Annotated in this window: 23 protein-coding genes and 1 tRNA gene; 14 read left to right on the top strand and 10 right to left on the bottom strand. The window is 29.8% G+C overall.

The features are described from left to right. Positions 1 to 173: 173 nt before the first annotated feature. The 4 genes from FN795_RS10510 to FN795_RS10495 form a co-directional block, all read right to left on the bottom strand. Positions 174 to 1013: an oxidoreductase gene (locus FN795_RS10510; protein ID WP_142450548.1), complete on the bottom strand. Its 840-nt coding sequence runs from the start codon at positions 1011 to 1013 to the stop codon at positions 174 to 176. A gap of 90 nt (positions 1014 to 1103) precedes the next feature. Beyond that, positions 1104 to 2012 (bottom strand): helix-turn-helix domain-containing protein, encoded by a 909-nt coding sequence (locus tag FN795_RS10505; RefSeq protein ID WP_142450547.1) that lies wholly within the window; start codon positions 2010 to 2012, stop codon positions 1104 to 1106. Positions 2013 to 2158: 146 nt separating this feature from the next. Next, positions 2159 to 3688, bottom strand: a complete 1530-nt coding sequence (locus tag FN795_RS10500; RefSeq protein ID WP_142450546.1) for a SulP family inorganic anion transporter — start codon at positions 3686 to 3688, stop codon at positions 2159 to 2161. Between the two features lie 60 nt (positions 3689 to 3748). Further along, positions 3749 to 3961: a hypothetical protein gene (locus FN795_RS10495; protein WP_142450545.1), complete on the bottom strand. Its 213-nt coding sequence runs from the start codon at positions 3959 to 3961 to the stop codon at positions 3749 to 3751. Positions 3962 to 4638: 677 nt separating this feature from the next. Between FN795_RS10495 and FN795_RS10490 the strand changes: the two genes are divergently transcribed. The 3 genes from FN795_RS10490 to FN795_RS10480 all read left to right on the top strand — a co-directional run bounded on the left by FN795_RS10490 (position 4639) and on the right by FN795_RS10480 (position 7266). Beyond that, positions 4639 to 5877 (top strand): DUF3754 domain-containing protein, encoded by a 1239-nt coding sequence (locus FN795_RS10490; protein WP_142450544.1) that lies wholly within the window; start codon positions 4639 to 4641, stop codon positions 5875 to 5877. 101 nt (positions 5878 to 5978) lie between these two features. Then, positions 5979 to 6443 carry an Mpo1 family 2-hydroxy fatty acid dioxygenase gene (locus FN795_RS10485; protein ID WP_142450543.1) on the top strand — a complete coding sequence of 155 codons (465 nt, stop codon included), beginning with the start codon at positions 5979 to 5981 and terminating at the stop codon, positions 6441 to 6443. 76 nt (positions 6444 to 6519) lie between these two features. Continuing rightward, on the top strand, positions 6520 to 7266 hold the full coding sequence (locus tag FN795_RS10480; RefSeq protein WP_142450542.1) for a DUF998 domain-containing protein: 747 nt from the start codon (positions 6520 to 6522) through the stop codon (positions 7264 to 7266). Positions 7267 to 7273: 7 nt separating this feature from the next. Here the strand turns inward: FN795_RS10480 and FN795_RS10475 are convergent, their stop codons facing one another. Then, on the bottom strand, positions 7274 to 8068 hold the full coding sequence (locus tag FN795_RS10475; RefSeq protein ID WP_142450541.1) for a zinc-dependent peptidase: 795 nt from the start codon (positions 8066 to 8068) through the stop codon (positions 7274 to 7276). Positions 8069 to 8200: 132 nt separating this feature from the next. Here FN795_RS10475 and FN795_RS10470 point away from each other — a divergent pair, with 132 nt between their 5' ends. The 9 genes from FN795_RS10470 to FN795_RS10430 all read left to right on the top strand — a co-directional run bounded on the left by FN795_RS10470 (position 8201) and on the right by FN795_RS10430 (position 16450). Then, positions 8201 to 8392 carry a hypothetical protein gene (locus FN795_RS10470; protein WP_142450540.1) on the top strand — a complete coding sequence of 64 codons (192 nt, stop codon included), beginning with the start codon at positions 8201 to 8203 and terminating at the stop codon, positions 8390 to 8392. Between the two features lie 445 nt (positions 8393 to 8837). Continuing rightward, the gene (locus tag FN795_RS10465; RefSeq protein WP_142450539.1) at positions 8838 to 9308 is read left to right on the top strand and encodes a carboxypeptidase regulatory-like domain-containing protein; all 471 of its coding nucleotides are present in this window, start codon (positions 8838 to 8840) and stop codon (positions 9306 to 9308) included. 176 nt (positions 9309 to 9484) lie between these two features. Continuing rightward, entirely contained in the window at positions 9485 to 10576 is a 1092-nt protein-coding gene (locus FN795_RS10460; RefSeq protein ID WP_142450538.1) for an acyltransferase family protein, read from the top strand. A gap of 491 nt (positions 10577 to 11067) precedes the next feature. After that, positions 11068 to 12369: a phage integrase SAM-like domain-containing protein gene (locus FN795_RS10455; RefSeq protein WP_142450537.1), complete on the top strand. Its 1302-nt coding sequence runs from the start codon at positions 11068 to 11070 to the stop codon at positions 12367 to 12369. A 12-nt stretch (positions 12370 to 12381) separates the two neighbouring features. Beyond that, positions 12382 to 13278, top strand: a complete 897-nt coding sequence (locus tag FN795_RS10450) for a hypothetical protein (RefSeq protein ID WP_142450536.1) — start codon at positions 12382 to 12384, stop codon at positions 13276 to 13278. Positions 13279 to 13389: 111 nt separating this feature from the next. Further along, positions 13390 to 13653 (top strand): helix-turn-helix domain-containing protein, encoded by a 264-nt coding sequence (locus FN795_RS10445; RefSeq protein WP_142450535.1) that lies wholly within the window; start codon positions 13390 to 13392, stop codon positions 13651 to 13653. Between the two features lie 5 nt (positions 13654 to 13658). After that, complete coding sequence (locus FN795_RS10440; protein ID WP_142450534.1) at positions 13659 to 14756, top strand: AAA family ATPase; 1098 nt, start codon at positions 13659 to 13661, stop codon at positions 14754 to 14756. A gap of 144 nt (positions 14757 to 14900) precedes the next feature. After that, a complete protein-coding gene (locus FN795_RS10435; protein WP_142450533.1) occupies positions 14901 to 15806 on the top strand; it encodes a DUF6371 domain-containing protein in 906 nt (301 codons plus the stop codon). A gap of 62 nt (positions 15807 to 15868) precedes the next feature. Next, the gene (locus FN795_RS10430) at positions 15869 to 16450 is read left to right on the top strand and encodes a YozE family protein (RefSeq protein WP_142450532.1); all 582 of its coding nucleotides are present in this window, start codon (positions 15869 to 15871) and stop codon (positions 16448 to 16450) included. A 73-nt stretch (positions 16451 to 16523) separates the two neighbouring features. On the opposite strand, the gene FN795_RS10425 is transcribed toward FN795_RS10430, so the two are convergent. Next, positions 16524 to 16766, bottom strand: coding sequence for an XRE family transcriptional regulator (locus FN795_RS10425; RefSeq protein ID WP_142450531.1), 243 nt, complete (start codon positions 16764 to 16766; stop codon positions 16524 to 16526). Between the two features lie 120 nt (positions 16767 to 16886). Between FN795_RS10425 and FN795_RS10420 the strand changes: the two genes are divergently transcribed. Next, positions 16887 to 17675, top strand: a complete 789-nt coding sequence (locus tag FN795_RS10420; protein ID WP_142450530.1) for a hypothetical protein — start codon at positions 16887 to 16889, stop codon at positions 17673 to 17675. 86 nt (positions 17676 to 17761) lie between these two features. On the opposite strand, the gene FN795_RS10415 is transcribed toward FN795_RS10420, so the two are convergent. Together FN795_RS10415 and FN795_RS10410 are read right to left on the bottom strand one after the other, a co-directional pair. Next, positions 17762 to 19927 carry a KAP family P-loop NTPase fold protein gene (locus tag FN795_RS10415; RefSeq protein WP_142450529.1) on the bottom strand — a complete coding sequence of 722 codons (2166 nt, stop codon included), beginning with the start codon at positions 19925 to 19927 and terminating at the stop codon, positions 17762 to 17764. Positions 19928 to 19959: 32 nt separating this feature from the next. Beyond that, entirely contained in the window at positions 19960 to 22809 is a 2850-nt protein-coding gene (locus tag FN795_RS10410) for an HD domain-containing protein (protein WP_142450528.1), read from the bottom strand. 203 nt (positions 22810 to 23012) lie between these two features. Here FN795_RS10410 and FN795_RS10405 point away from each other — a divergent pair, with 203 nt between their 5' ends. Continuing rightward, the gene (locus tag FN795_RS10405) at positions 23013 to 24044 is read left to right on the top strand and encodes a hypothetical protein (protein WP_142450527.1); all 1032 of its coding nucleotides are present in this window, start codon (positions 23013 to 23015) and stop codon (positions 24042 to 24044) included. A gap of 193 nt (positions 24045 to 24237) precedes the next feature. On the opposite strand, the gene FN795_RS10400 is transcribed toward FN795_RS10405, so the two are convergent. Then, positions 24238 to 24311: transfer RNA gene (locus FN795_RS10400), tRNA-Arg, on the bottom strand. 80 nt (positions 24312 to 24391) lie between these two features. Beyond that, positions 24392 to 24841, bottom strand: a complete 450-nt coding sequence (locus FN795_RS10395) for a GatB/YqeY domain-containing protein (RefSeq protein WP_091492577.1) — start codon at positions 24839 to 24841, stop codon at positions 24392 to 24394. Positions 24842 to 25040: the final 199 nt, after the last annotated feature.

The raw sequence follows: 25040 nt of genomic DNA, 5'->3' as shown, positions 1-25040 counted from the left end.
TGAGATGATTTGAATAATCAAATAAATTGAGTTACCTCTAGATTTATCTGGAGGAATATATTAGATCAATAAGAAAAGGCTTCAACCGAACTATAAGTCTGGCTGAAGCCTTTTTCTGTTTCAATAATTGGATAAAATAAATTATCTCATTTTCTAATTGACAAATTATCCCATTAAAATCCAGTCGAAACAGAAACTGATTTCCATTTTTCCAATTCGCCTTGAACACTCATTATTTTTTGATTGGCCATATTATAGGCATCTTCACCTAAAAATAAATGCAAAGGCGGGTTTTGATCTTGACTTACTTTGATTAAAGCTTCAGCCAATTTTACAGGATCTCCAGGCTGATTTTGATTGATATCATCCTTGTGTGCATTTTCAGATTGTCTTACTTCTATATAATCTGCAATTGGGTTTTGAGGCAATAATAAAGAACTATCTTTTAAGAAATCCGTTCTAAAATAACCCGGATAAACGATTGTCGCATGAACTCCAAATGATTTTACTTCGGCGGCTAAAGATTCTGTTAAACCGGCAACTGCAAATTTCGTTGAGCAGTAAATTCCCCAGCCTGGAAATTCTCCATAATAACCTCCAACAGAAGAAATATTAAAAATGTGTCCAGATCTTGCAGCACGCATATAAGGCATGGTGTTTCTGATTACATTCAACAATCCGAAAACATTCACCTCATAATTTTTTCTTGATTCCGCATCAGTTAATTCTTCCAATGCTCCTAATAAACCGTAACCGGCGTTGTTTACTAAAACATCAATTGTTTTAAAATGGCTTATAGTTACTTCAATAGCATTTTTAACGCTTTTTTCATTAAGTAAATCCATTTCAAGAGGTAGAAAATTTTCAGATGGATTCCCTAAAGCTTTTATTAAAGCCTCTTCACTTCTTGATGTTGCTGCTACTTTATGACCTTCTGCTAATATTTTTTTTGCTAATTCTAATCCGATGCCTTTTGATGCACCTGTGATAAACCAAACTTTGTTATTTTCCATGATTTTAATTTTTTACGTTTAAATACAGGACAAAGGTATTGGCGAATCACTTCTGAAAAATTAAACTAATCAAGCAAGAAGTTGCAAAAATCAAACAATTTCCGCTAAACGATAGTTTTTAGGTGAAACCTGAACATTTTTCTTGAAAAAATTGATAAAATGAGACAACTCTTCGAAACCCAAGCACCAGGCAATTTCATTAATATTCCAATTGGTTTGTTTTAGCAAAATCATTGCTTCCTGAACAATTCTTTCAGAAATAATCTGGGAAGTCGTTTTTCCTGTCGTTTCTTTTAATGCTTTATTTAAATGATTCACATGCACATTTAATTGATTTGCATATTCTGAGGGAGAACGAAAATTAATTTGCTGCGTAATCGATTCAATTGGAAACTGGCGTTCTAACAATTCCAAAAATAAGGAAGAAATTCGAATCGTAGCATTTGATTTACTGTATAATGAAGCCGTTACAGTCTGCGTTTTTAGTGCAAGATGAATAATTTCGAAAACCAAATTTCGCAATACATCATATTTAAAAGCGTAATCTGAGTTGATTTCTTCTAACATTTTTAAATAGACTGTCTTTAAGGATTCTGCTAATTCTGCAGAAATCGGAACAACCGGATTACCGCCGGGTTGAAATAAAGGATATTCTTTTAAATTCCCAAACTGATTAAAAAAAGCATCTGTAAAAATGCAGAAAAATCCAGTTTGACTTTCATCAATATGTTCCCAACTATACGGAATCTGAGGATTTGCAAAGAACAAAGCTTGATCCTCTATCGTTACGACTTTATCGGCATAATGCACTTTGTTTTTCCCGATAATCAAACTTATTTTATAAAAGTCTTTCCTGGTATAAGGCAAAGGATTACATGTACTACCAATATAATCATCCAATTTAAAAACATTAAAATGACCGATTTCCTTTTTAAGATTTTCGGGCATTCCTTGTATTTTTACAGTGTAAAAATCCTCTAAAGTTTCTGTTAGTTTCATTTTGTAAAGTTACAAAAATCAATCTTTAGTTAATCAGATAATTCATCAATTAGAAAATAAGGTAATGATTAACACTATGACTATTTAAAGATACATTGCAGTGCGTCTTTACTGAACATTGCAATTGATAAATCAATTCACAATTATTAAGAAACCACTTTATAAGTAGGATCTTCAATTATATTTACTTTAATAACAGCATCGGCATTTTTTAATAATTGTCTGCAGTCTTCGCTTAAATGTTTTAACTCAACTATTTTATTTTCTTGACTGTATTTTTTGGTCAGATTATTTAAAGCCTCTATTGCCGACATATCTGAAACCCGACTCTCCTTAAAATCAATAATCACATGATTTGGATCATTTTGAATATCAAATTTTTCCATAAAAGCAGTTATCGATCCGAAAAATAACGGGCCATAAATCTCGTAATGTTTTATTCCCTTGTCATCAATATAATTTCTGGCACGGATTCTTTTAGCGCTTTCCCAGGCAAAAACCAAAGCTGAAATAATTACGCCAATCAAGACAGCTAAGGCGAGATTGTGCAATACAATTGTGATTACAGCAACCAGAATCCCCACAAAAATATCGTGTCTTGGCATTTTGTTGATAATTCTGAAACTTGCCCATTCAAAAGTGGTAATAGCTACCATCATCATTACGCCAACTAAAGCTGCCATTGGCAATTTCCCAATTACTGGCGCGCCAAAAAGTATAATAATCAAAATAGTCAGCGCAGCAATAATTCCCGAAAGTCGTGCACGTGAACCTGCGCCAAGATTTACCAAAGTTTGCGCAATCATTGGACAACCTCCCATTCCGTAGAAAAAACCGTTTAAGATGTTCGAACTTCCTTGTGCAATACATTCACGATTACTGTTTCCTCGGGTTCCGGTGATTTCGTCGACTAAATTAAGCGTCAATAAACCTTCCGTCAAACCAACCGCAGCAACAATAACCGAATACGGAAATATGATTTTAAAAGTTTCAAAAGAAAGCGGAATATTAGGAATATGAAAAGGAGGAAATCCACCTTGAACTGAGGCAATATCTTCAACCGTTTTGGTTTCTATATTAAAAACAATCACCAATGCAAAAACCACCATAATGGCTACCAAAGAAGCTGGAACCGTTTTTGTAATTTTAGGAAAAATCAAAACAATAGCAATCGTCAGCGCAACCAATCCTAGCATAATATAAAGAGGTGTTCCCTGAAGCCAGGAAACCTGACCGTTGACAATAGTTTTAAACTGTTCCAGTTGTGACATAAAGATCACTACTGCCAGACCGTTTACAAAACCAAACATCACAGGTTGTGGCACTAACCGAATAAATTTTCCAAGTTTAAAAAGCCCAATAGAAATTTGAACTATGCCGCCAAATGCGACAGCAGCAAAAACATATTCGATTCCATGCGATTTCATTAAGGCAATTAAAACAATTACAGTTGCTCCCGCCCCACCCGAAATCATTCCGGGTCTTCCGCCAAAAATTGCCGTTACCAATCCCGCAATAAACGCCGCATACAAACCTACTAAAGGCGGAAATCCAGCCAAAATTGCAAACGACAACGATTCTGGAATCATGGTCATGGCGACAGTTAAACCGGCTAAAATTTCATTTTTGTAATTGACTTTTTGAGTAAAATCGAAGAGTTGGAATGCTTTTTTCATAGGACACAAATGTAAAAAATAATACCTAGAAGGAACCCAAGCTTTTCTATTCTATACATTCTATTCCAACCTCACACAAGTATACCCCAAACAATGTACATAATCAATTATATTATCACATTCAAGATCAACACCTTCAACCCTTAATATCTTATCACAGTCTTCGAGATCAAAATTGATTTTGTAATCTGGAAACTGAGTCTGAATAACAGCAATAACATAATTTTTATCTGCCTCTTTCTGAACATTTGTTTTAAAAACTTCCACTACCATAACCATCTAGATTTGAGTAATTTAAAGTTAAATAAAAACTTTCAGAATTGAAATTTTTATTTAAGTAAATTCTCCTACTTTTTATTATGAAGAAATTGATTTTGAACAGAAAACAATATTCAGTATATTTTTAGCTATAAAACACGATTACTCTTCCTTTCTACTATAAACAGCCATTTTATCCTCCAAATACATAATTTCCTTTTAAGAATTCTATTTTCTAATTTAAAGATAGAAATCAATGGTTATTTAAGACCAAATCCCGAAGCTAATGCAACGGAATTTATTTTTTTATTTGGATCTGAAGGCAAAATCTATTTACAGACTAATAATTCGCATACATTCACTAAAACAGGTATAAATACCTATAGCCATTATTTTATTTATTGTTAAAATTGTGATGAATAATTTTTAATGCTATAAGAATTAAAATACATTTTCCGCAAGGAAGGTGGGGGTAAATTTTGTCACTTTTTTTTGAAACAAAGTGGGATTTGAAATCGCTGGAACCGATTTCGAAATCTCACTTTTTTATTTTTAGAATTTCTGCGAAATCAGTAAAACTTAAAATTTGAAGTTAAAATACTGTTACTAACCAAAAAAACTTTTTCGAAATCGAATTTCAGGCAGTATTTTTGCGTTCTTTAAACGCCACGCATAAAAGCCCAAAAATCGACATGATCCTAGAACATTATATTCCGTTCAACAAAGAATTCTTATTAGAGCAGCAAATGAATGCTTTCTCTGAAGATCAGGAAAAAATAGCTGACTTTAAGAAATTGTTTGATATAATTGAGCATTACTATCATTACGAATCTTTTAATCTGAACAGGAATTTAAAGCAGAATTACGCTTTATTTGATCCCGATTTGAGCAAAAAAGAACGCAAACAATTTATTGGTAAAAGTGACTTTTCTGTTTTCAAAGAAACACTTCTTACTGTTTTAGAACGTGGAAATTACTACAGAATCGACCAAAAAGCATTAGATGAGGCTTTCAACGATTCGGATTTGATCGGGTTAAATCTTTCTATTGATTTTAATGCTTTCAAAGATTTTGAACTCTACGCGCGCGGACATCATAAAGCAAAAGAAAAAGTCAAAAAATATTTTTTCTGGAAAAAAGAAATCGAAATTGAATATTATGATCGTGTTTTAGTTTATTTAAACTACAGCGATGAAGATTTTCTAAATAAAAAGAAAGTCAAATTAGGCAAAATGCCAATTGATCCGGGTTCAATTGCACTGAAAATCTTTAAGCGTGTTCCGAAAAACGATCTTGAAACGATTTTCCCAAATGCAATTCCGAAAATGTCTGTCAAAGACAAAATGCTACTTTGGGTTCCGGGGATTTTTGGTGGAATTTCGTTATTAAGTGCTAAAGTTATTCCGGCTTTAATAAACATGTATAATGCCTATGAAACGGGCGAAACTATTGACTTATTAAACAGCAAAACCTCACTAAATCAGGGATTAATTGCTTTAGGAATTTTGTCTGCCTATTGTTTCCGCCAATACAATAATTTCATAAACAAAAAAATCCGATATTCTAAAATGCTTTCTGATAGTTTGTATTTCAAGAATCTCGGAAATAACAGTGGCGCATTTTATTCGCTTTTGAATTCGTCTGAAGAAGAAGTAATGAAAGAAACGATTTTGGCTTATTCATTTTTACATAAAAGTGACAAGCAATTAAGTGCAGAAGAACTCGATTCTAAAATCGAATCCTGGTTTAAAATCCAATTAAAAACCGATTTGGATTTTGATGTCAATGATGCTTTATTAAAATTAAAAAGCATTGGTCTTGGCATTGAAAATAATGGAAAATGGCACGTTATTCCAGTTAAAGAAGCACTTGTCACGATTGATGAACTTTGGGATAATGTTTTTGAATATAATGTGGCTCAAAAAATCTAAAAAAATAAATCGGCATAATCTGCGGGAGAAATTTTATTCCGTAATAACTAAAAAGATTTTTCATTAGATTTACAGTAACCTAACTATTAAAACCACAAAAAATGAGAACATTAGATCAATGGTTTGCTGAATATGCCGTAAGTCATCAAAACCCTAAAAACAAGGCGATACATTACATTTGCGTTCCCGCAATTTTCTTTTCGATTGTTGGTTTATTAATGAGTATTCCGAGCGGAATTATCGCTAATACTTTAAAACTGAATGCGCCAATTATTGAAAACTGGGCTTTTGTAGTTTTACTTTTTGTTCTTGTCTTTTACATTCGATTATCGATTGCAATGGCGGTTAAAATTGCCATTTTTTCTGGAATTTGTTTAATTGCAAATTATTATATCAGTCAGTTTGTGCCTTTGTGGATGTTCTCCATTGGTGTTTTTGTAATCGCTTGGATTGGGCAATTTTACGGACACAATATTGAAGGCAAAAAACCTTCTTTCTTAAAAGATCTTCAGTTTTTATTAATTGGCCCGGCTTGGGTTGTAGAGAATATTTTTTCGAAGAAATAAAAACAACACCAAATACTAATTTTCAAATAGTTACAAAATATTCTCATAACTTTATCATTGCATAAATGAAATCGTTATGAAGATAAATAACAAAGAAGTTAAAATTGAAAGCTTTGATATTTTTACTTATCGAAGAATCAGACGTGCGATTGGGTATTTAGGAATAAGTCTGCCTATTCTTTTAGTTGGTTTTTCTCTAATTTCTTTTTTTCAGACTCAGATTCAGCCTTCGATCAGCGATTATTATTATACTAATCTAAGAGAAATTTTTACTGGAACTTTATCTGCTGTCGGTTTGTTTTTAATTCGGTACAAAGGCCACGGAAATACTTCTGTCTGGAAAAATGATAATTTGCTAACCAATATTGCCGGAATCATGGCAATCGGTGTGGCCTTAGTTCCCACAAATCCAGCTGATTTTTCACAAAAAATATACACCTTTATTCCGTCAACAAAAATTTGGCTGGGATGGCTTCATTATAGCTTTGCCGGAGTTTTCTTTTTAATATTGGCTTTACTCGCTATTAATGTTTTTACGATTGGTCAGACAGACGAAACCAGAACTCCAAAAAGCATCTTAAATGAAAATAACATTTATAAATTTTGCGGCTATATCATTTTGGCTTCATTAATTCTGGTGCCCATTTCAGAAAAATTTAAGTTGTTTACATATTCCACTTTGGTTTTCGAAACTATTGCTCTTTTTGCCTTTGGATTTGCCTGGCTGATAAAAGGTCGCGCCCTTGGTGATACGGGAAAAATTGGCCAAAAATTATATCAGGAAAACAATGCTGTAGATACCGAAAAAATATTGGAAGAATAATCAGCCTCTACAATTCGTTATAATTGATCATTAGTTTGACACGCTCAAACAACTCTGGAAATTCTTTTTTAAAAATTTCAGGCGTTTCAAAAAAATGCTCTAAAATTACAGCCAAAAACTCAAATTTATTGGTATAAGCGTAATCTCTAAAATAATTTCTTTCTTTAAGCTTATTCGTTAAATATTCGTCATCAAAATACTTTTCGATTTCGGTAAATTCATCATAGAAAATCACAGCTCCAGGATCTGAGCTTTTTCTGGAATAAAAATGAAGGACATGCGTAAATTCATGTAATCCAAGATTAATATTATCCTGTGTTTTGTGTCCGCTCTGAAAATCTTCCCATGAAAAAACAACCGCTTTCATTCGTGGATTATATTCCCCTTTGTGATACGCCTGATTAATTGTCGAATAATAAGCTTTTGGGTAAATTATAATATTTTCAAATAGTTCAAGCAGGTAATTTCGCATTCCGAAAGTCAACATTACATAAGTTCCGGCAATGATTAATTTCATCTCCTGAGTGACTTCAATTTCTTTTCCTTCAAAATTGTAATGATCAATAAAACTCCCTACCCGATGTTCAAAATATCTTTTCTTTTTATCCGATAAATTAAAATAATACGGAAATTCACGCCCTAAAATGGTCTTATCTCTCGGATCAATTTGTTTTAAAATTGGGTACCAAAATAAAAATAATGGCTTATTGAACATCAACAGATAAATGGGTTCAATAATTCTGAATACAATTACCATCAATACTAAAGCAATCAAAATCCCGATAAAGAAGAAAACAAACATATTTTAAATTTGATTTGGGATAGAAGAACTTGTTGCCCTCTACTTTGCTAAAATATGAAATCGGAATTAAAATATTTCATTATATTAGCTTTATAACCAGAAAAGAATTACTAATCATAATCAAACATAAATATGGAAAATAAAAGCGCATTACGATTTACTTTTTCGACTATCGCAATCATTTTAGGCGTAGTATTATTTAAACAATTCGACTTTGAAACGCTAAAATTTGAGAAACCAGCTTTGGCGGTTATTTATATTGTTGTCTTTTTATTTTCGGTTTTTGTACTGATTAAGAATTATAAGAAGAAAACCGAGAAGTAATTAAACAGTTATTTCTTTATCCATAAAATTGTCTTATAGATATTGGACAATTGCAGAATAAAAAAGCGCAAGCCTTAAGAATAAGACTTGCGCTTTTTTATAGTGACCATTACGGCAGAGAATTCATACCACTTATTACACGATTTAAAGATTTTGAATGATGGCTAATTTTGTTATATGAGGCTAATAATAATTATTGGTTGGAGTTGTGTTACCACCAATTCATCTATATATCAAGACCAACAAAATTCACACTCATGCTAGCACTAATAGTATTCAATAAATAAAAGTGCTTTTGATAGTTTATGAGATAAAAATTCTATTTTTGAATACAAATAAAGATCTACATTTTTCAGATATGACGACGTAATTTAGATGTGGATAAGTCTAAAATCGTTAGAAATATATACCAGTAAGCTTTTATTTTACCAGAACGGCAAGAAAAATGAAAAAATCAACCAAAATTTTCTTTTTAATCTTTCTAATTTTAATAATTGGAATTTTCATTCATCCCCAGAAAGTAATCTATGAGGCAAATGTTGAAGGAAAGGTAATGGACGAAAGTAATAATCCTGTTATAAATGCAACTGTTTACAGAATTGAAAAAGAATATTATATAAATGAGAAGATTGGCTCGAATGAATCAAGAGATTTAAGAACTGAAAGTGTTAAAACTGACACAAATGGAAACTTTAAGTTTTATGAAAAATCAAGAATAGATTGGTTTCATACTCCACTAGATTTGCCAATTGGATACTGTTATGCGGAATTTGAAATTGAAAAAAGTGGATACAAATTTTATAAAACAAAGTTTGGTGATTTTGAACAATACAGAATTAAAAATTGTTACGCTTGTGAAAAAGTATTATTTAAGCCAATCATTACTTTGAAAAAGTTAAAAAAAAAACTGAATTAAAAACAGAACAAGAAAATTAAAACAACGGCTAACGCTCACTACAAGCAATTTGGGCAATTAACTTAAGGGAAAATGGTTCTATTTAGAATGAAATAACCAATCCGAAGAATCACTTAGTTTAATGTCAAACTCGCTATAACACCAGAACGTTAGTAGAAATAATAAAAATCAAATAAATGACGAAAAAATATCTTGATAGAGTTGATGCAATAAGAGGTCTTGCCATCTTATTAGTATTATCATATCATACTTTATTATGCCTATATCCAAATTATGAAGCCAAAACTTACTCAGACGATGGAATTCTTATAATTAATAATACAAAAACTGCTTTTCTTAATTTTAATCCAATCGGACAAGGTTGGATAGGAGTCGAATTATTTTTAGTAATAAGTGGATTTTTAATTCATTTTATTTACTTACAAACTCAAAATGAATTTAAATGGAATGCCTTTTTTAGTAAACGATTTTGGCGAATATACCCACCTTATTTCATAGTTTTATTATTTTTCTTTATCAAAAGTATCGATTTGTCTCAATCAGGACTAATTGATTTTTTCTCTCACGTATTTTTAATCCATAATTTAAGCGACAAGACTTTTTTTTCATTAAATCCTAGCTTTTGGAGTATCGCCCTTGAGGTACAATTATACTTAATATATCCAATTTATATTGTTTTAATAAACTATCTTGGTTCAAAAAAAACAACAATTCTATTATTGCTGACTACAATTTTGTTTTGTATTATAGCAAATCTATACAATATACATACATTATCATTTGGCACTTTTGTTTTAAATTTTTGGTTCACGTGGGCAACAGGAGCATTTTTAGCTGACAGATATTATCAGAACAAAAGAGTTTTTAAAAAACCGTTTATATGGTTTTCGCTATTTTATATTCTATTCTTTGTCTTTAAATTATTCCATTTTACAAGTTCTTTTATTCTTATCCCAGCAACACTATCTTGCTTAGCGTTAATGGAGGTGATTTTGTATGGTAATTTTGTAGACAAATTCGCCGTCAATAAAAGAATATTCAAGTTGTTATCTCATATCGGACTTATCAGTTACAGTGTATATTTAATTCATCAACCTTATCTAAATGACTTGCTGAATTTCTATAATCCGGGAACAAGTTTGCCTCACTTAAATAACTTTGTGAAAATTGCATTTACATATATAACAATTTTTCTAATATCTTATTCTTTACACAAAATAATTGAGCTAAAAAGTATTGAATATGGTAAATATATTAGAAAAAGATAATTTACTTCTACTAACACTCATTTTGCGTTAGTAGGAATTGCGTGTAAACCCGAAGCTTCGTCGCGAGTTCAATGTTTATCGACAATGTTGTGTTGTGAAAATCAAAACGTTACCAGCTACTTTCATATCAGTTAGCAATTTGTAAAAATGAAATATTGCAGTTTAAGTCCGAATGAAAATTTTCCAAACCTTAGCTGTAGAATCTCAAAGAGAATCGTGAAACTTAACAGATCCACGACGGATTTCGAACCATAAAAAAAGCCTGAGAATTTAAATTCTCAGGCTTTCAAAATTTATAGTGACCCCGGAGGGGACAGAACCCATGTATTTAACTAAATTTCTATATTTCCAAAAATACTAACAAACAAAGAGTTTATAGAGATTATGATTTACTTAAAAACGACTAAATTCATATAAATTTACTTTTGGTTGACTAATTGTTGACTAGCTATCTTTTTTGCTCTATATTTGATTTCTTCAAAATCATATGAATGGCAACTATTAAATACCTCCTTCAAAGTAAAAGCGAAACCTCAAATATTTACGTTCGTTACTCAATTAATCGAGAAACTGTATTAAAAAGAAAAACTGGTTTAATAATCAACGCTAAGGATTGGAGTACAGATAAGGCACTTCCAAAAACTGGAAGAGATGATTTAAAAGCTCTAAAAACGAAATTAGAAAAGCTGGCTACTTTCATAAATGAATCGCATAATGATGCTGTAAGCAAAGGTGTTGAATTAACTGGCGATTGGCTTCAAACTCAAATCGACATATTTAACAACAAAACGCCTGTTATAGAATTGGATATATTTACAAATTATATTCAAAAATATATTGATGAAGCCCCTTATAAATCAAACGCAAAAAAAGAACTTGGATTAAGTAAAGGTCGTGTTCAAAATTTAAAACTTTTCAAAAACACAATCGAAAAGTATCAAACCGAAGCTCTAAAGAATAAAAGCATTATAATTCGGGACATCAATCTTCAATTCGTTGAAAAATATAAAAGTTGGTTATTCAACAAAGGCTATTCTATTAACTACGTAGGAAAGAATATTGCAAACATAACTACCATTTGTATTGATGCATCAAAAAATGATATTGAAACCTCAACACAGCTAAAAAGTATTAAAGGAGTTTCGGAAAGTAAAGAACCTGAAGAAATAGTATTTCTTAGTGAAGAAGAACAAGAACTAATAGCAGAGGCTAATCTTAAAAGAGAATCACTTATCAATGCTAGAAAATGGCTTTTGTTAGGCTGTTTAATTGGACAACGAGGAGGCGATTTACTCAACATTAACGAAAAAAACATAAAAGAATTAAACGGTATGAAAATAATCGAACTCAAACAACAAAAGACAGGCAAACTTGTTGCAGTTCCATTATTACCAAAAGCAATTGAAATTATTGAAACTGGATTACCTTATAAAATATCATTAGTTCGATTTAACGAATATATTAAAGATGTTTGTGAAGAAGCTGGATTAACAGAGCCAACAATAGGACGCGAAAAATTAAAAGCCAGTATGGCAACAATCAAAAAAACTTTCCCAAAATATAAGGTGATTAGTTCCCATGTCTGTCGTCGTTCATTTGCAACAAATTTCTACGGAAAAATTCCGACTCCTGTATTAATGAATATTACAGCGCACGGAACAGAGCGAATGTTTTTATCATATATAGGAAAAACAACTTATGACAATGCTTACCAAATGCTAGACTATTTTAGTAAGTTAACCCCAAAAACAAAAGAGCCTCAATTAGAAGTTATAAGAAATACTGCTAATTAAAGAATAACTATTATGCATAAATCATTTTTTAAAAATTTAGATCTCCAATCAAATAACGTTGAACAGGTGTATAACGAAAATTTAAAGAAGTGGAAAATATACAATACAAATCTTAGCGACAAAGACTTTGTTATTCAAGAGATAGAGCATTTGTTAAATATAAACCTAGAAACAATATCCGAACTAGACTTAGAGAAGAGACGAATTTATAGCGCTTACCTAAGCAAAATTAAATCCCAATTTCCATGGGACTTGGAAGATCATTACAATCGTTATAAAGACATTAAAAAGTTTTACATGGTAAAACTTAATCTAAATCAAACAATAAGCTATGAAGACTTCAAGTATACTTTATATGAATATAAAATACAATACTATTATATATGGGATAAGCTAGACGAAGATGAAAAAGTAGAACTTAAATGTGATTTTATTGATCAATTAAAACACATAGGCAAAAAGAAGGAAGCAACAAAGTACAAAGAGCTCATTAAAGAAGCTAGAAAGGAAATAAAATCAGCCTATAAACAATATAGGGAAAATATAATATCCAACAGAGAAAAAAGAATTGATAAAAAGAATCCCTCTCGGAAATTAGAAGATAAATTTTTAGGGCTATCCTCAAACCAAAAAGCAGATTTTCTTTTTAAATATCTTTGTGAACATTACAGAAAAAGTAAGAGAACGTCACAGGTCAAATTCATCAATATTCTTCATTTTTTAAAAAATGATGCCGACAAAAATGAATATATATTTACGCTTACTCAAGATGAATTTAATAAAATTATAGAAGATGAGTATAAAATCAAGATTTCAAAATTCGCAAAATCTGCAAAATATCATGATGTTGAAATTCAAATTTTAAATAAACTTGAATACGCTTTTAGAATGAGTTATGAGGCAACATAATTCACTATACCAATTATACCTTTTTAATACTATTATTATACCATTTTGACCCATTGTAGTTGTTTTTAGAGTTCATTTACTTTGTCCTTTCTCAGTAACAAACAACTGCTTATGAATCAAATACTATTAAACGGCATAACAATTGAGCAATTAGCCGAAGCTCTTATTCCATTATTAAATATTGCTAAAAAAACGAATGAAAACACGCAAAATGATCTACTAACGCGTGATGAGGTTTGTAAACTTTTATCAATAAATAAAACTTCTCTGTGGAAACACACTAAAAGCGGAAGGCTAAAAAGTTTTGGCATAGGAAACCGCGTTTACTATAAACGTAATGAAGTTCTAGAAGCAGTTAAACCTCTTAATGTTTAACTGCAATGGAAAATATTAATTTATCCCAATTAGGAGGTATAATTGACAACGCAATGTTATCTCATGAATCATCTCATGAAATTGAGAGAGAAAAGTATAAAATAGACGTTAAGGAAGAAATTTCACCTCCTCAAATAGCTTGGAGCTTAGACAATATCAAAGAAAAAGGAGATGCTATTTTAGGAACTCTTGGAAACTTTGGACTTATAATAGGTAAAGCAAAGGCTAAAAAATCATTTTTTGTAAATATTGCGATATCTACTGCTTTGAGCGATGACTATTTATTAGGACGCTTTAAGAGTAGCTTACCCGACGATCAAAGCGAAGTCTTATATTTCGACACCGAACAAGGTAAATACCATGTTCAAACTGCGATTAAACGTATTTGCAATCAAATAAAAGTTGAAGAACCTACAAACTTACATGCATTTCATTTGAGAAGTCTAAGCCCTTACGAACGCTTAGAGTTTATTGAAAAAGAAATCTACAGAAATGAAAAAATTGGATTTGTCGTTATCGATGGAATTAAAGATTTAGTTACCTCAATAAATGATGAATCAGAGGCTAGCATGATAACAAGCAAATTACTCAAATGGACAGAAGAAAGAAACATTCATATTTTAACTGTTTTACACCAGAATAAAGGCGATAATAACGCGCGCGGACATATCGGAACAGAACTAATCAACAAAGCTGAAACTGTCCTATCTGTGACTAAATCCGAAAGCGATTCTAGAATTTCAATTGTTGAACCTCAACAATGCAGAAATATTGAGCCAGAAACTTTTGCTTTTGAAATTATTAACGGATTACCTGTTATTGCTGAAAATTTTGAGCTAAGGACAGAAACTAAAAGAAACAAATTCGATGTTATTGACTTAGAAGATAGTAAGAAGTATGAATTACTAACTAAAGTATTTACTATAGAAGAAAGTTTTACTTATTCAAATTTAGTAATCCAACTTCAGTTGGCATACAAAAATTCTTTTGGAAAAAAAATAGCCGATAATAGTACTAAAAAACTTATAACTGATTGCAAAAACAACAATTGGTTAATTCAAGCAAGAAATAAAGCACCTTACACTTTAGGCAAATTCAATTAAATTAACATCAATTAAATTCTAAAATCCGTCAGTTTAAGCATTCCTTACTTTAATAGTTTAAGGTTGAGTTTAAGCGTATATATACGCTATAAACTATAAACCTATATTAATCAAAGTTTATAAACTGGTTTAAACTTTAAACCTATGAAAAAATTCAAATATATCTTGGACAAAAGCAGTAAAAAATTTATTTGTCCAAAATGTCATAAAAAAACATTTGTAAAATTTATAGAATCTGAAACTGGGAATTATTTATCAGAAGATTTTGGAAGATGCGATAGAGAAACCAATTGTAGTTATTACAATTCCCCAGAAGGAAATCAGATTCATAGCTTTGAAAAAAATCAAATTCCAAAACTTCAAACAAGTTATCACAACATTGATTTATTAAAGCAATCATTAAGAGATTATTCCAATAATAACTTCATTGCTTTTTTAGAAAAAATCTTTTCTTCTGACAAAGTAAAAATTGCCATAGAAAACTATAAAATAGGCACTTCAAAAAACTGGCAAGGCTCAACAGTCTTTTGGCAGATTGACAATTTAAACAGAATCCATGCAGGCAAAATACTGCAATACAACCCTATAACAGGAAAACGAATTAAAGATGAAAACAATAAGGCTTTAATAAATTGGGTACATAGTATATTAAAAAGGAGAAGACAACTAGAAAACTTTAATCTTAGTCAATGTTTATTCGGGTTACATCTAATAAGACAAAACACAAAAAAGGTTGCAATTGTAGAAAGTGAGAAGACAGCAATTATAATGAGTTTATTCAAACCACAATATTATTGGTTGGCAACTGGGAATAAACAAGCTTTCAAATATGAGATGTTAAATCCAGTAAAAGAATTTGAAATTATAGCCTTTCCAGACAAGAGTGAATACAAGGACTGGAATCTAAAAGCGATCGAATTAAACAAAATTGGTTTTAGAATTCATGTTTCAAAAATATTAGAACATACTAATTATCCTACTGGATTTGACTTAGCCGATTTAATTACTTTTCATCGAGAAAAAGAGAAATTATTCAACAATAGTACGTAAATTAACATATCCATACTTCAAATGAGAGCATTAAAAAATACTTAAATTAAATTTTACACTTTATGAAATTATTAGAATTTATAAAATCAAAACTATCAGAAGATAGCCCAATTGGCACGCTAGCTAATGACATTAAAGACAGTTCAGACTTTCCTGTAGATAAAACAGAAAAAGAAATATTAAGCTATCTTGATTTTCAAACCAGAATGGGAGGGACTAATGATATCTATAAATCTTTTTTAAAAGAATACAAATCACAAGCTGTAAATGATACAGCAGAGAATAATATAGAGAAAATTCTAGATGAAACGAAAATTTTAAAATCTGAAAGATGGCGATATTACAAAGAATTCTTTTCTGTGGATAAAGTTTATCTAATTGGCAATTCTGATAACATTTATAAAGTTTATTGCTGTGACTCCAAAAGAAAAACCGCACTTCTTTTTAGCCTAGAATCTAATAGCCATTTAAACGATATAGGTCTAGTAGAAGAATGTAATATATACATTGGGGATTTAACAAACATTACATCCGTCTCCAACGCTCTTGATTCTCTATCTAATGAAAAATATATGAACGACCATCTCATAAACAAACCAAAACTAACCGAACTACTTGACTTTTTAAAAAGAAACAATAAATAATTGTGAGTGTTTTATAATTTCAGTAATAACGAAAATGGGGTTTTAAACCCCATTTTTGTTTGCACATAATATTTTACTCTTCTATTAAAGATAAATCCTTTATCAAATCACTAGCGCTAATATCTAAAGCAAATGCTAATTTAAATAATAGATTAAGTGTCATACCTTGACCGAAATCTAAAAGTAACCTTATCGTTTTTTCATCACATCCAGCTTTCTTAGCAAACTGCCTTTTGTTCCCTTGAAATTTCTTTTCAAACTCCAAGCGAATCCTTTTAGTGACTTCTTTTTTGATTTCTTCTAGCTGATTTTGCATTTAACAAATTTCAGTATCAAAAGAATAAATCAAGATTTATTCTTGCGGAGTTTTATCCGAATTTTAATATCTTAGCAATCTATAATATCATACTAATTAATAATCTTTAATCATTACAGAATGAAAAGAATTGCTACTTTATTATTGTTTATGACCTCATTTGTCGCTTTAGCCCAACAACAATTTTTCGTTGGGAAAGATTCAGATTTGCTTACAGGTAAAAGCGTTACTATAAAAGAAGGAAAATCGTCTTACAGCGGATTTTACAAAGATTCAGATCTAACAAAAATCTTATTTAAGAAAGGAATTGGAAGCGACCCTGAGAAATTAAAGGGTCTAATTTTCGAAGTAAAGGGATCAATGAAACATCCTAAATCTTACATGGATGAAATTGTTCTTGTTCTTGAAAACAAAGATCAAGGAACAATTTATTATTCATACATGTCAAAATACGAAAGTACATTTCTACTTGATGTTGTTGGAGGGCTAACACCACCAGAAGGTTTTTTATGTAGTCGTTTATCTCCTATGAAAGATAAATTCTCTTCAAAAGTAATTACTGATACTCCTACTAATTTCGAATACTCAATCACTAAAATAGAAGAAAATGGAGCTAACAGAATTTACTTAAGACTTCAATTATACGGAACAACTTTAAACATTGGCAAAACTGGATTAAAAATCTTATTCTCTGACGGAACAGTATTAGAAAAACCAGATGTAAAAATCAATTCTAAAGTTGATACTGCTGGATATGTTTATTCATGTTTTATCAATTTGAGTAAAGGAGATATTGAAATTCTGAGTAATAAAACTATAACTGATTATTCCCTTTATATCTATGAAAGAAAGATAAAAGATAATAATGCTTATGAATTAAAAGACTACTTAAAGTGTCTTTCTAAATAAAAATAAAAGGTGTCTCTTAAAAAAGACACCTTTTTTATATAGGGTAAATAATATACGCGCGCGTATATTACTTTAACCTCACACATCTAATACTCCATAATATCTAAAGTCCTTATATTATAGTATCTTTTTTCTTGAAAACCATCTTTATAAGCCTTCAAAAATAATTGAATTACAGTTTTTTCATCTTCAGGCAAGCTGTCTATATCCATTTTACTAATTCTAGATTTAATCTTTTTAATATTCATTCCTGGGAAAAATTGATATGTAGCCAACTGATAGCCAATTTGATCATTAGCGGTCATATAACTCCTCTTAATTGACATCCATAAAAGTTTTATTAAATCTTCATCCCTAGTTATTAATAAAGGGAAATTTTCATTATAAAATTTACTATGGTTTTGCTTAACAAAATCTAAAATGCAAGCAAGCTCATCCTCATTTAAAAAATCATTATCCAAAACCTGATTTTGAAGAAGCGATTTACTACTCAAATTTTGAACTCTTTTTATTTCTTTTACAAATTTTTCTTGTTGCTTTTCATCAAGAGGCTCAAAACCATTATCAAATAACACATGCCAAAAATCGCTATTTGACAGCCCTTTATCGTCTAATTTATTTTTAGTATACTTAAGCGTGTCTGATATATAAAAAGCAGAAAACGAAAAGTCACTTTTAAAAGTTTTAAAATAATTGAATATTACTTCTCGGCGATCTTTTAAATCAGGGATTCTTTTAAGCATTTGTGCAACAAACCTTAAAATTGTCATATAATCTGAATCACGTGCCCAAATAGATTCTTTATTAAATTTGACTGAATTAGAAAATTCTAGATATAGATTAGTTATTTTTTTTATTTTACCTACATCTGAATTTTTACTCTTAATTTCTACCCAATTTAAAAAACCAAACAACTTTTTTTCTGCCAAGACTTTATCTAAAGTTAATAAACTGGATTTTAAATCATCGCCATTTATAAAATTTTCAAAAACTACTTCCTGTATGTCAAATGAGCTTAGTTGAAGATTAAAATATCTATCAAAATAATTGGTATTACATACTCTCTTCCCTCTTATTAATTCATGTGGATCAATTGAATTGAAAAAACCTGAAATATTATATGCAAAAAGGTTATTTAAAATTTGTTTTGTGATATCATCATAAGTTAACTGAGCTATAAAATTAGAAACTGATCCTTTATCCGAAGGGGTATTCAAACGAACAGTTCCTTTTTCTTGATAGACAAAAGTTTCTTTATTTAGAATAACAAATTCATAAGCATCATAATTAAACATTCTTAAAGATTCGACTAATAAAAAATCAATTATATTTAAATCATTATAAATTGATGGAAGCCTTAGTTTTAAACTATTATTAAATCTATAAACATCTCTTAATGAAGTAAAAAAACCTATGAAGGGTGATAATTTTATAGTATCAGAAAACTCATTTATTTTTTCTTTTAGCTCAGCTTCAGAAAATAAAGAAGATAAACTATCTATAAAGATTCTTGAAAGATTTTGTTTAGAAATTGAAGGAAGAGTGTAATCAACTTGCACAATTTTCTCTATATACTTTTTGCCATTTTCTCCAAATTGTCGCTTTAATGCGTCTGCAACAATTCCTTGATCATAAGCTAAAATAAATACTGTATTGGCAAAATTACCATTCAATTTCACTAATTGAAAAATATCAGTTATTTCGGAAGGTGTTAATCTATCAATGTCATCAATAGTTATATATAGTTTAACATCTGCTTTTATTAATATCTGATCAATATCTTCTTTTAATTTTGAAACATCTTTTTCCTTACCCAATCCTTCTAGAAATGTTTTAGCATCTGCCACTATTTCACCAGCACCCGAATGAACATATTTTAACCAATTTAAATGAACTAAAAAGTCAGCAATCTTAGTAGATATTCCTTTTAATTTTTCTTTATTATTTTCAAGTTTTAAAATAAGTTCTTTTAAAAATATACTTTGAAGTTCTTTTTGTCCTGAAAACATCCATGGATTGAACCTAAGAACGATAATTTTTGAACTATTTTCATCTGATAATCGTTCTATTTCACTAATAATAAAATTAATTAAAGTTGACTTTCCAGATCCCCAATTACCATTAATTCCTAGTACAATACTTTCATTATTATCTTTAAATGATTTCACTAATCCTGAAGCAATTTCGGTCGCAAATGAAAATCTTCCTAACTTATCGTCTTCACTATTTACTAAAGGCAAATCTGAGTTCATACAGTTTTTTTTTAAATAATCATGAATAAAACTTATACAGTATATTTTTTCATATACCTCTCCAATTCCTTAAAAGCAAGTGGAAATTTTTTCTTTCTTTCTTCAAGTGAAAAGGGTATGACAACATCATCCCCAATATATTTTTGCAATAAATTATTTAGAATTAAACTTCCTTCATACTGACAATTTATATTGTATTCTCGTATAAAATGCACATTACTTGAATTTTGCTCAAAGAAACTTTCATCAAAAATACTTTTTTTCTGATTACCCATATTTAAACATGTAAAGTCTTTAATCTCAAATTGAAATTTACATCTAGCTTTCAGCCAAGTTGTAAGCCTCTTAATTTTTTTATCAAATAAATAATGATATTTTTCGGTCTTTAAAAAAACACGTGCATCAAATGAATCCCATTTAGACGCTTCTTCATTCCAACAATCTGCCTCTAAAACAATGCCGTAATCTTGAATAGAATTAGTCTTTTCATCAGTAAACAAAATAAAATTATCTTTAAGATCAAAGTAGAAACCACCTTCAGGAAAATCATTAAGTTGCATTAAAATCGCTTTAACCCCCTGTAGTTTTCTTATAAAATAATTGTATTTTAAAATATACCCTTTCTTTGATACTAGAATTGTATTCAAAAATGAGGACATATAATAACCATTTAAATATTTTCTAGTTCCATATCCCATTGAAAAATAAGAATTCTTTAAACTGGAATGATTCAACCTCGATTCTTTTATTATTATTTTCTTATCTTCAACAATACTATTATTTTCAAATACTAGAAGATAGGCAATTAAATCTTTATATATATCTTCTAATAATTCATTAGAGAAACTCAATTTATCAGATATCGAGTTTCGATCTAATGTCAATGGTAAAATTGCATTATTATCAAAAACACTTATTTGAGGCTCTTCTCTAATTAAGCCATTTAAAATTCCATCCCTAACATTAGTAGGGATAACAATACCATTACAAGTCAATTTAACATTAGTAAAGTTATTGCTATACGTCCATAAAATCTTATTATAGCCTATGGAATCTATTGAATTCCATGTTATTGGCAATGAATCATTATTGTCTGGATTTGGTTGTTTATAAGGTATAATTTCATTTCCAAATAAAAAGTACTTAACGACAGGCGTTGATAATGTATACCATTTTGTCCATCCATAATCATCTTTTTCAAACTCGCAGATTTTTTCCTCATCAATTCGAATTTTTATTAAAGTCCCATCCTCAATCCCAAAACTTTTTACAACATTAATTTGTTCTGTATTAAGATTAGCACTGAATTTATATCCGAATTCATTTTTTGCACTTTTTGTTTGCACAAAAATTTCTTTGCCAATTAAAAAAGCTGATAAAATTCCAACTCCAAACCTTCCACTCCTCCTAACTATGGCTTTACCTTCATCATCAATAAAATCCTTCTGCCAATCTAAACTTTTTCTATATGACGCGCCTGCACTCAAAAAATAGTTTTTAATAATTTCAATATCCATCCCCAAACCGTTATCGAAGATTTTAAAATATGTATTTCCATCATCTTCCTTTTCAACAATTACCTTTACTTCTGGAATATAGTCAATATTTGAAAACGTCTTTTCTAAAAACTCACGCTCTTTACATGCATCGATTGAATTTTGCAATAGTTCCCTAACACCAAAGGTAATATCATCACCATATAATGGCGCAACTAATAACTTAATGATTTCATCATTAGTTTTAAATAAAAAACTATCGGCTACATAATCTTGTTGCTGAACAAAAAGATTTGTATCTAGGTTAGAAGTTATTCTCCTATACTTGATTTTGGGTTTTTCGCTATCACCAACATACCCATACAGTTCACCTAAAACTGCCCATGATATATCCAGTTCATATTGTATATCTTTAAATAGTTTTTTTAATTTCAAAAACATTGGGCTATCTTTTGGAGAAGCCGTAACAAAAATCCTCTCAGGATCGTCTTGCCACTTAAAATCAATATTGTCAATCGCTAAATGAGCTTTATGTTCTATTGAAGAAACTGGGCTAGAAAAAGTCTTTGATTTCAGCGAAGTTTTATAAACTCTAGTATTATCAATCTGTATATAATCCGCGATTCTTAATAATATCATTAAATAAGTAGCATGAACTCCGAAAGGGCATCTTCTTCCTTCTCTCCCATAAATACTTTCTATATAATCAACACATTTTCTCAAATCTTTACCATGACTTCTTGCAATTAAGCCAATCATTGATCTTATTTTTATATCAATAGAATTAGCAAAAGGTATTATTTCAGGTTTTGCAGGAAATCCTTTGATAGCAATTTCATGAGCAAGTCGTGGATGATGTCTTCTAATAAACTCACCTATTAGCTTTTTATCATTTTCCGTTATATCTCCCGAATTGCTTAATGGTGGACTACGAACTATTATATCATCTTTCCCAAAAATCGCCTTCAGCTGTTTCCCACTAAATTTTTTAGCTTCATTTAAAAAATCTAACCACAAATCTGACCAAGTCAAATTATCTAATTCACTTATACGAATATCATCATAATCTCCATCTATCAAACAATTAAAGCCGTTTAGATCTATATGCATCCCAATATCATGTAATATCACTGATAAAATATAATAACCAATATCTTCATTAGTTAACGCATTTGAAAAAGTATCATCTGTTATTAAAGTATCTGATGCCCGCAAAACTTGTTCAATATGCTTTTTTCCGTGATCAGTATATTCATAAAAAAAATATAATTTGTTTTCCTCTAGAATCTCACCGAAATAAAAAAGAGTCGTTTTTATAATTCCATCTATTTCTTGGTTATTTTGAAGTTTTGTTACAAATCTTTGCGGTAATGATATGTTAGCCATTGAGTAGTTAATAGTATTACGGTGAGTTTAAAACTTTAATAATTTAAAATACTAATATAGTATTTTTTTAAAAAGTTAAAACTGTTCCTTATTAGCTATTTTCTCATAAAATAAACTAACAAGAAAATCTTAATACCAACCTGAAGTGTTAAATACTTAAGAAATATTTTATATTTACAGCACAAACAACTAATTTCTAAAAAATGAGTAACGATTACATATCTTCTTTTTTTGACAACATAAAAGATAAAACAACAAACCCCTTTTTTGGAACTTTGATCTTTGTATGGCTAGTTCGAAATTGGGATTTAGTTTATACTATATTCAATTTCGATAGTGATTGTACTTTACTAGATAAAAAAGATTTTATTAGAAATTACTATGCTGAAAAAGTTGCATGGCAAGAAATTGGTTATAATATCATAATAGCATTTGGGGTAATGCTTTTAAGTTATGGATTAATTATTATATCTCGTTTAGTTGTTAATGTAACTAATCATAATATCATTCCTAGAATGAATGAAAAGACAGTAAGTAAGCTTGTCGTCAATAAAAACAGATTTGAAACTGTAAAGAAAACACGAGATGAATATTTTATTAGAATTCAAGAAATTGAAGAGCAAGTGGTAACATTAGAGCAAAAAAATACTCTTTTAAAAAAACAGAATATTGAAGATACTGAAAGAATCAACGGTCTTAATAAAACAATAGAAAGACATGAAAGTAATTCGATTGAATCTATGTCTAAAATTTCGGATTTTAAATCTAAATTAGATGATACAGAAAAAGATTTGGCTTTTAGTAAAATAGTTCTTTTAAAAAGTGAGGAAACAATTAAAAAGAACAATAAAGATTTAACTGATCTTTATAATTTAATATTTGGGTTTCTTGATCAAAAGTTCGAAACATTAAAAGTATCTCCTTATCAAGAATTCGATATACCTTTAGAAATTAAAGATGTATACTCAAACTTACATAAAAATTCTTCAGACTTGCAAGATTTCGATGCTGTGTTTTTCGATGTTGGAAGACATTTAACAGGAGAAACCAAAGATAGAGCAAGCTTTATTTCACACTATATAGATAAATATATAGATTTAGGATTAGTTGCCAATAATGGAAAGAATGAGAAACATAAAGGATTGGGGGGAAATTTAGAATTAACTGCTTTAGGTAGTATTGTTTTTAATAGTCAAGAACTTTACGAGTTATTTAAAGAGTTCAATATAATTTAATAAGCTCTAACTCTTCTTACTGTATGTTCCTATACTTAAGCGCTTTTAATTTCTAAAGTAAATCTCTTTTTAAAACTTTCATTTAGTCTAATAAAATATTAAATAAAAAAAGGTTTTAATCTCCATTATTCAAAATTATTGACTAAATGTTGACTAAAACCCTTTAAAAATCCTTTAAAAACAAGGCTTTTAGTGACCCCGGAGGGGTTCGAACCCCCAACCCTCAGAGCCGAAATCTGATATTCTATCCAGTTGAACTACGAGGTCAGTTTATTGATGATTTTAGACTGCAGATTTTAGATTTCAATTGGCAATCTAAAATCTACAGTCTGAAATCTAAAATTATATTACGAAAGTAATTTCTTCACAATTGTAGAAATAGTTTTTCCTTCAGCAGTTCCGCCTAATTGAGCAGATGCCAATCCCATAACTTTACCCATTGAAGCAATTCCAGAAGCTCCTGTTTCAGCGATAATTTTTGCAATTACAGCCTCTACTTCCTCTTCGCTTAATTGAGCTGGTAAAAACTTCTCGATTACCGCTACTTGCGCCAATTCTGGCTCAGCTAAGTCAGGACGATTTTGTTCTGTAAAGATTCTTGCGCTTTCTTTACGAGTTTTTACTAATCTTTGAAGTAATTTAATTTCTTCGTCTTCTGACAATTCTTCTTTAGATCCTGAAGCTGTTGAAGCTAATAATAATTCAGATTTAACTGCTCTTAATGCTTCTAAAGCTACTGTATCTTTTGCTTTCATAGCCGTTTTTATTTCGTCCATGATTTGTGTCTGTAAACTCATCTTTTATTTTATTTGAATAAGCAACGCTTACTAATTGATATATTAATTTGGAATTTGTTCTCGACTTCGCTCGAACTGACAATAAGATTCACTTTAAAAACCTATTTAGGAAGTCAAATTTCTAAATTCTGTGCGAAGATAAAAAAAATAACCCGAAAATTAAATCCAATTTTCGGGCTATCCTAATATTAAGATTTTG

The organism is Flavobacterium resistens (genome assembly GCF_900182645.1).
Taxonomy (GTDB): Bacteria; Bacteroidota; Bacteroidia; order Flavobacteriales; family Flavobacteriaceae; genus Flavobacterium; species Flavobacterium resistens.
Note: the sequence above shows the minus strand (reverse complement) of the source record. Positions and strands in the feature narration are given on the sequence as shown.

Coding starts and splice junctions, on each gene's coding strand:
- FN795_RS10440 (WP_142450534.1), top strand. CDS start 13,659: ATGGAAAATATTAATTTATCCCAATTAGGAGGTATAATTGACAACGCA.
- FN795_RS10505 (WP_142450547.1), bottom strand. CDS start 2,012: ATGAAACTAACAGAAACTTTAGAGGATTTTTACACTGTAAAAATACAA.
- FN795_RS10460 (WP_142450538.1), top strand. CDS start 9,485: ATGACGAAAAAATATCTTGATAGAGTTGATGCAATAAGAGGTCTTGCC.
- FN795_RS10410 (WP_142450528.1), bottom strand. CDS start 22,809: ATGGCTAACATATCATTACCGCAAAGATTTGTAACAAAACTTCAAAAT.
- FN795_RS10420 (WP_142450530.1), top strand. CDS start 16,887: ATGAAAAGAATTGCTACTTTATTATTGTTTATGACCTCATTTGTCGCT.
- FN795_RS10395 (WP_091492577.1), bottom strand. CDS start 24,841: ATGAGTTTACAGACACAAATCATGGACGAAATAAAAACGGCTATGAAA.
- FN795_RS10490 (WP_142450544.1), top strand. CDS start 4,639: ATGATCCTAGAACATTATATTCCGTTCAACAAAGAATTCTTATTAGAG.
- FN795_RS10405 (WP_142450527.1), top strand. CDS start 23,013: ATGAGTAACGATTACATATCTTCTTTTTTTGACAACATAAAAGATAAA.
- FN795_RS10455 (WP_142450537.1), top strand. CDS start 11,068: ATGGCAACTATTAAATACCTCCTTCAAAGTAAAAGCGAAACCTCAAAT.
- FN795_RS10480 (WP_142450542.1), top strand. CDS start 6,520: ATGAAGATAAATAACAAAGAAGTTAAAATTGAAAGCTTTGATATTTTT.
- FN795_RS10465 (WP_142450539.1), top strand. CDS start 8,838: ATGAAAAAATCAACCAAAATTTTCTTTTTAATCTTTCTAATTTTAATA.
- FN795_RS10495 (WP_142450545.1), bottom strand. CDS start 3,961: ATGGTAGTGGAAGTTTTTAAAACAAATGTTCAGAAAGAGGCAGATAAA.
- FN795_RS10445 (WP_142450535.1), top strand. CDS start 13,390: ATGAATCAAATACTATTAAACGGCATAACAATTGAGCAATTAGCCGAA.
- FN795_RS10430 (WP_142450532.1), top strand. CDS start 15,869: ATGAAATTATTAGAATTTATAAAATCAAAACTATCAGAAGATAGCCCA.
- FN795_RS10450 (WP_142450536.1), top strand. CDS start 12,382: ATGCATAAATCATTTTTTAAAAATTTAGATCTCCAATCAAATAACGTT.
- FN795_RS10425 (WP_142450531.1), bottom strand. CDS start 16,766: ATGCAAAATCAGCTAGAAGAAATCAAAAAAGAAGTCACTAAAAGGATT.
- FN795_RS10475 (WP_142450541.1), bottom strand. CDS start 8,068: ATGTTTGTTTTCTTCTTTATCGGGATTTTGATTGCTTTAGTATTGATG.
- FN795_RS10485 (WP_142450543.1), top strand. CDS start 5,979: ATGAGAACATTAGATCAATGGTTTGCTGAATATGCCGTAAGTCATCAA.
- FN795_RS10415 (WP_142450529.1), bottom strand. CDS start 19,927: ATGAACTCAGATTTGCCTTTAGTAAATAGTGAAGACGATAAGTTAGGA.
- FN795_RS10500 (WP_142450546.1), bottom strand. CDS start 3,688: ATGAAAAAAGCATTCCAACTCTTCGATTTTACTCAAAAAGTCAATTAC.
- FN795_RS10510 (WP_142450548.1), bottom strand. CDS start 1,013: ATGGAAAATAACAAAGTTTGGTTTATCACAGGTGCATCAAAAGGCATC.
- FN795_RS10470 (WP_142450540.1), top strand. CDS start 8,201: ATGGAAAATAAAAGCGCATTACGATTTACTTTTTCGACTATCGCAATC.
- FN795_RS10435 (WP_142450533.1), top strand. CDS start 14,901: ATGAAAAAATTCAAATATATCTTGGACAAAAGCAGTAAAAAATTTATT.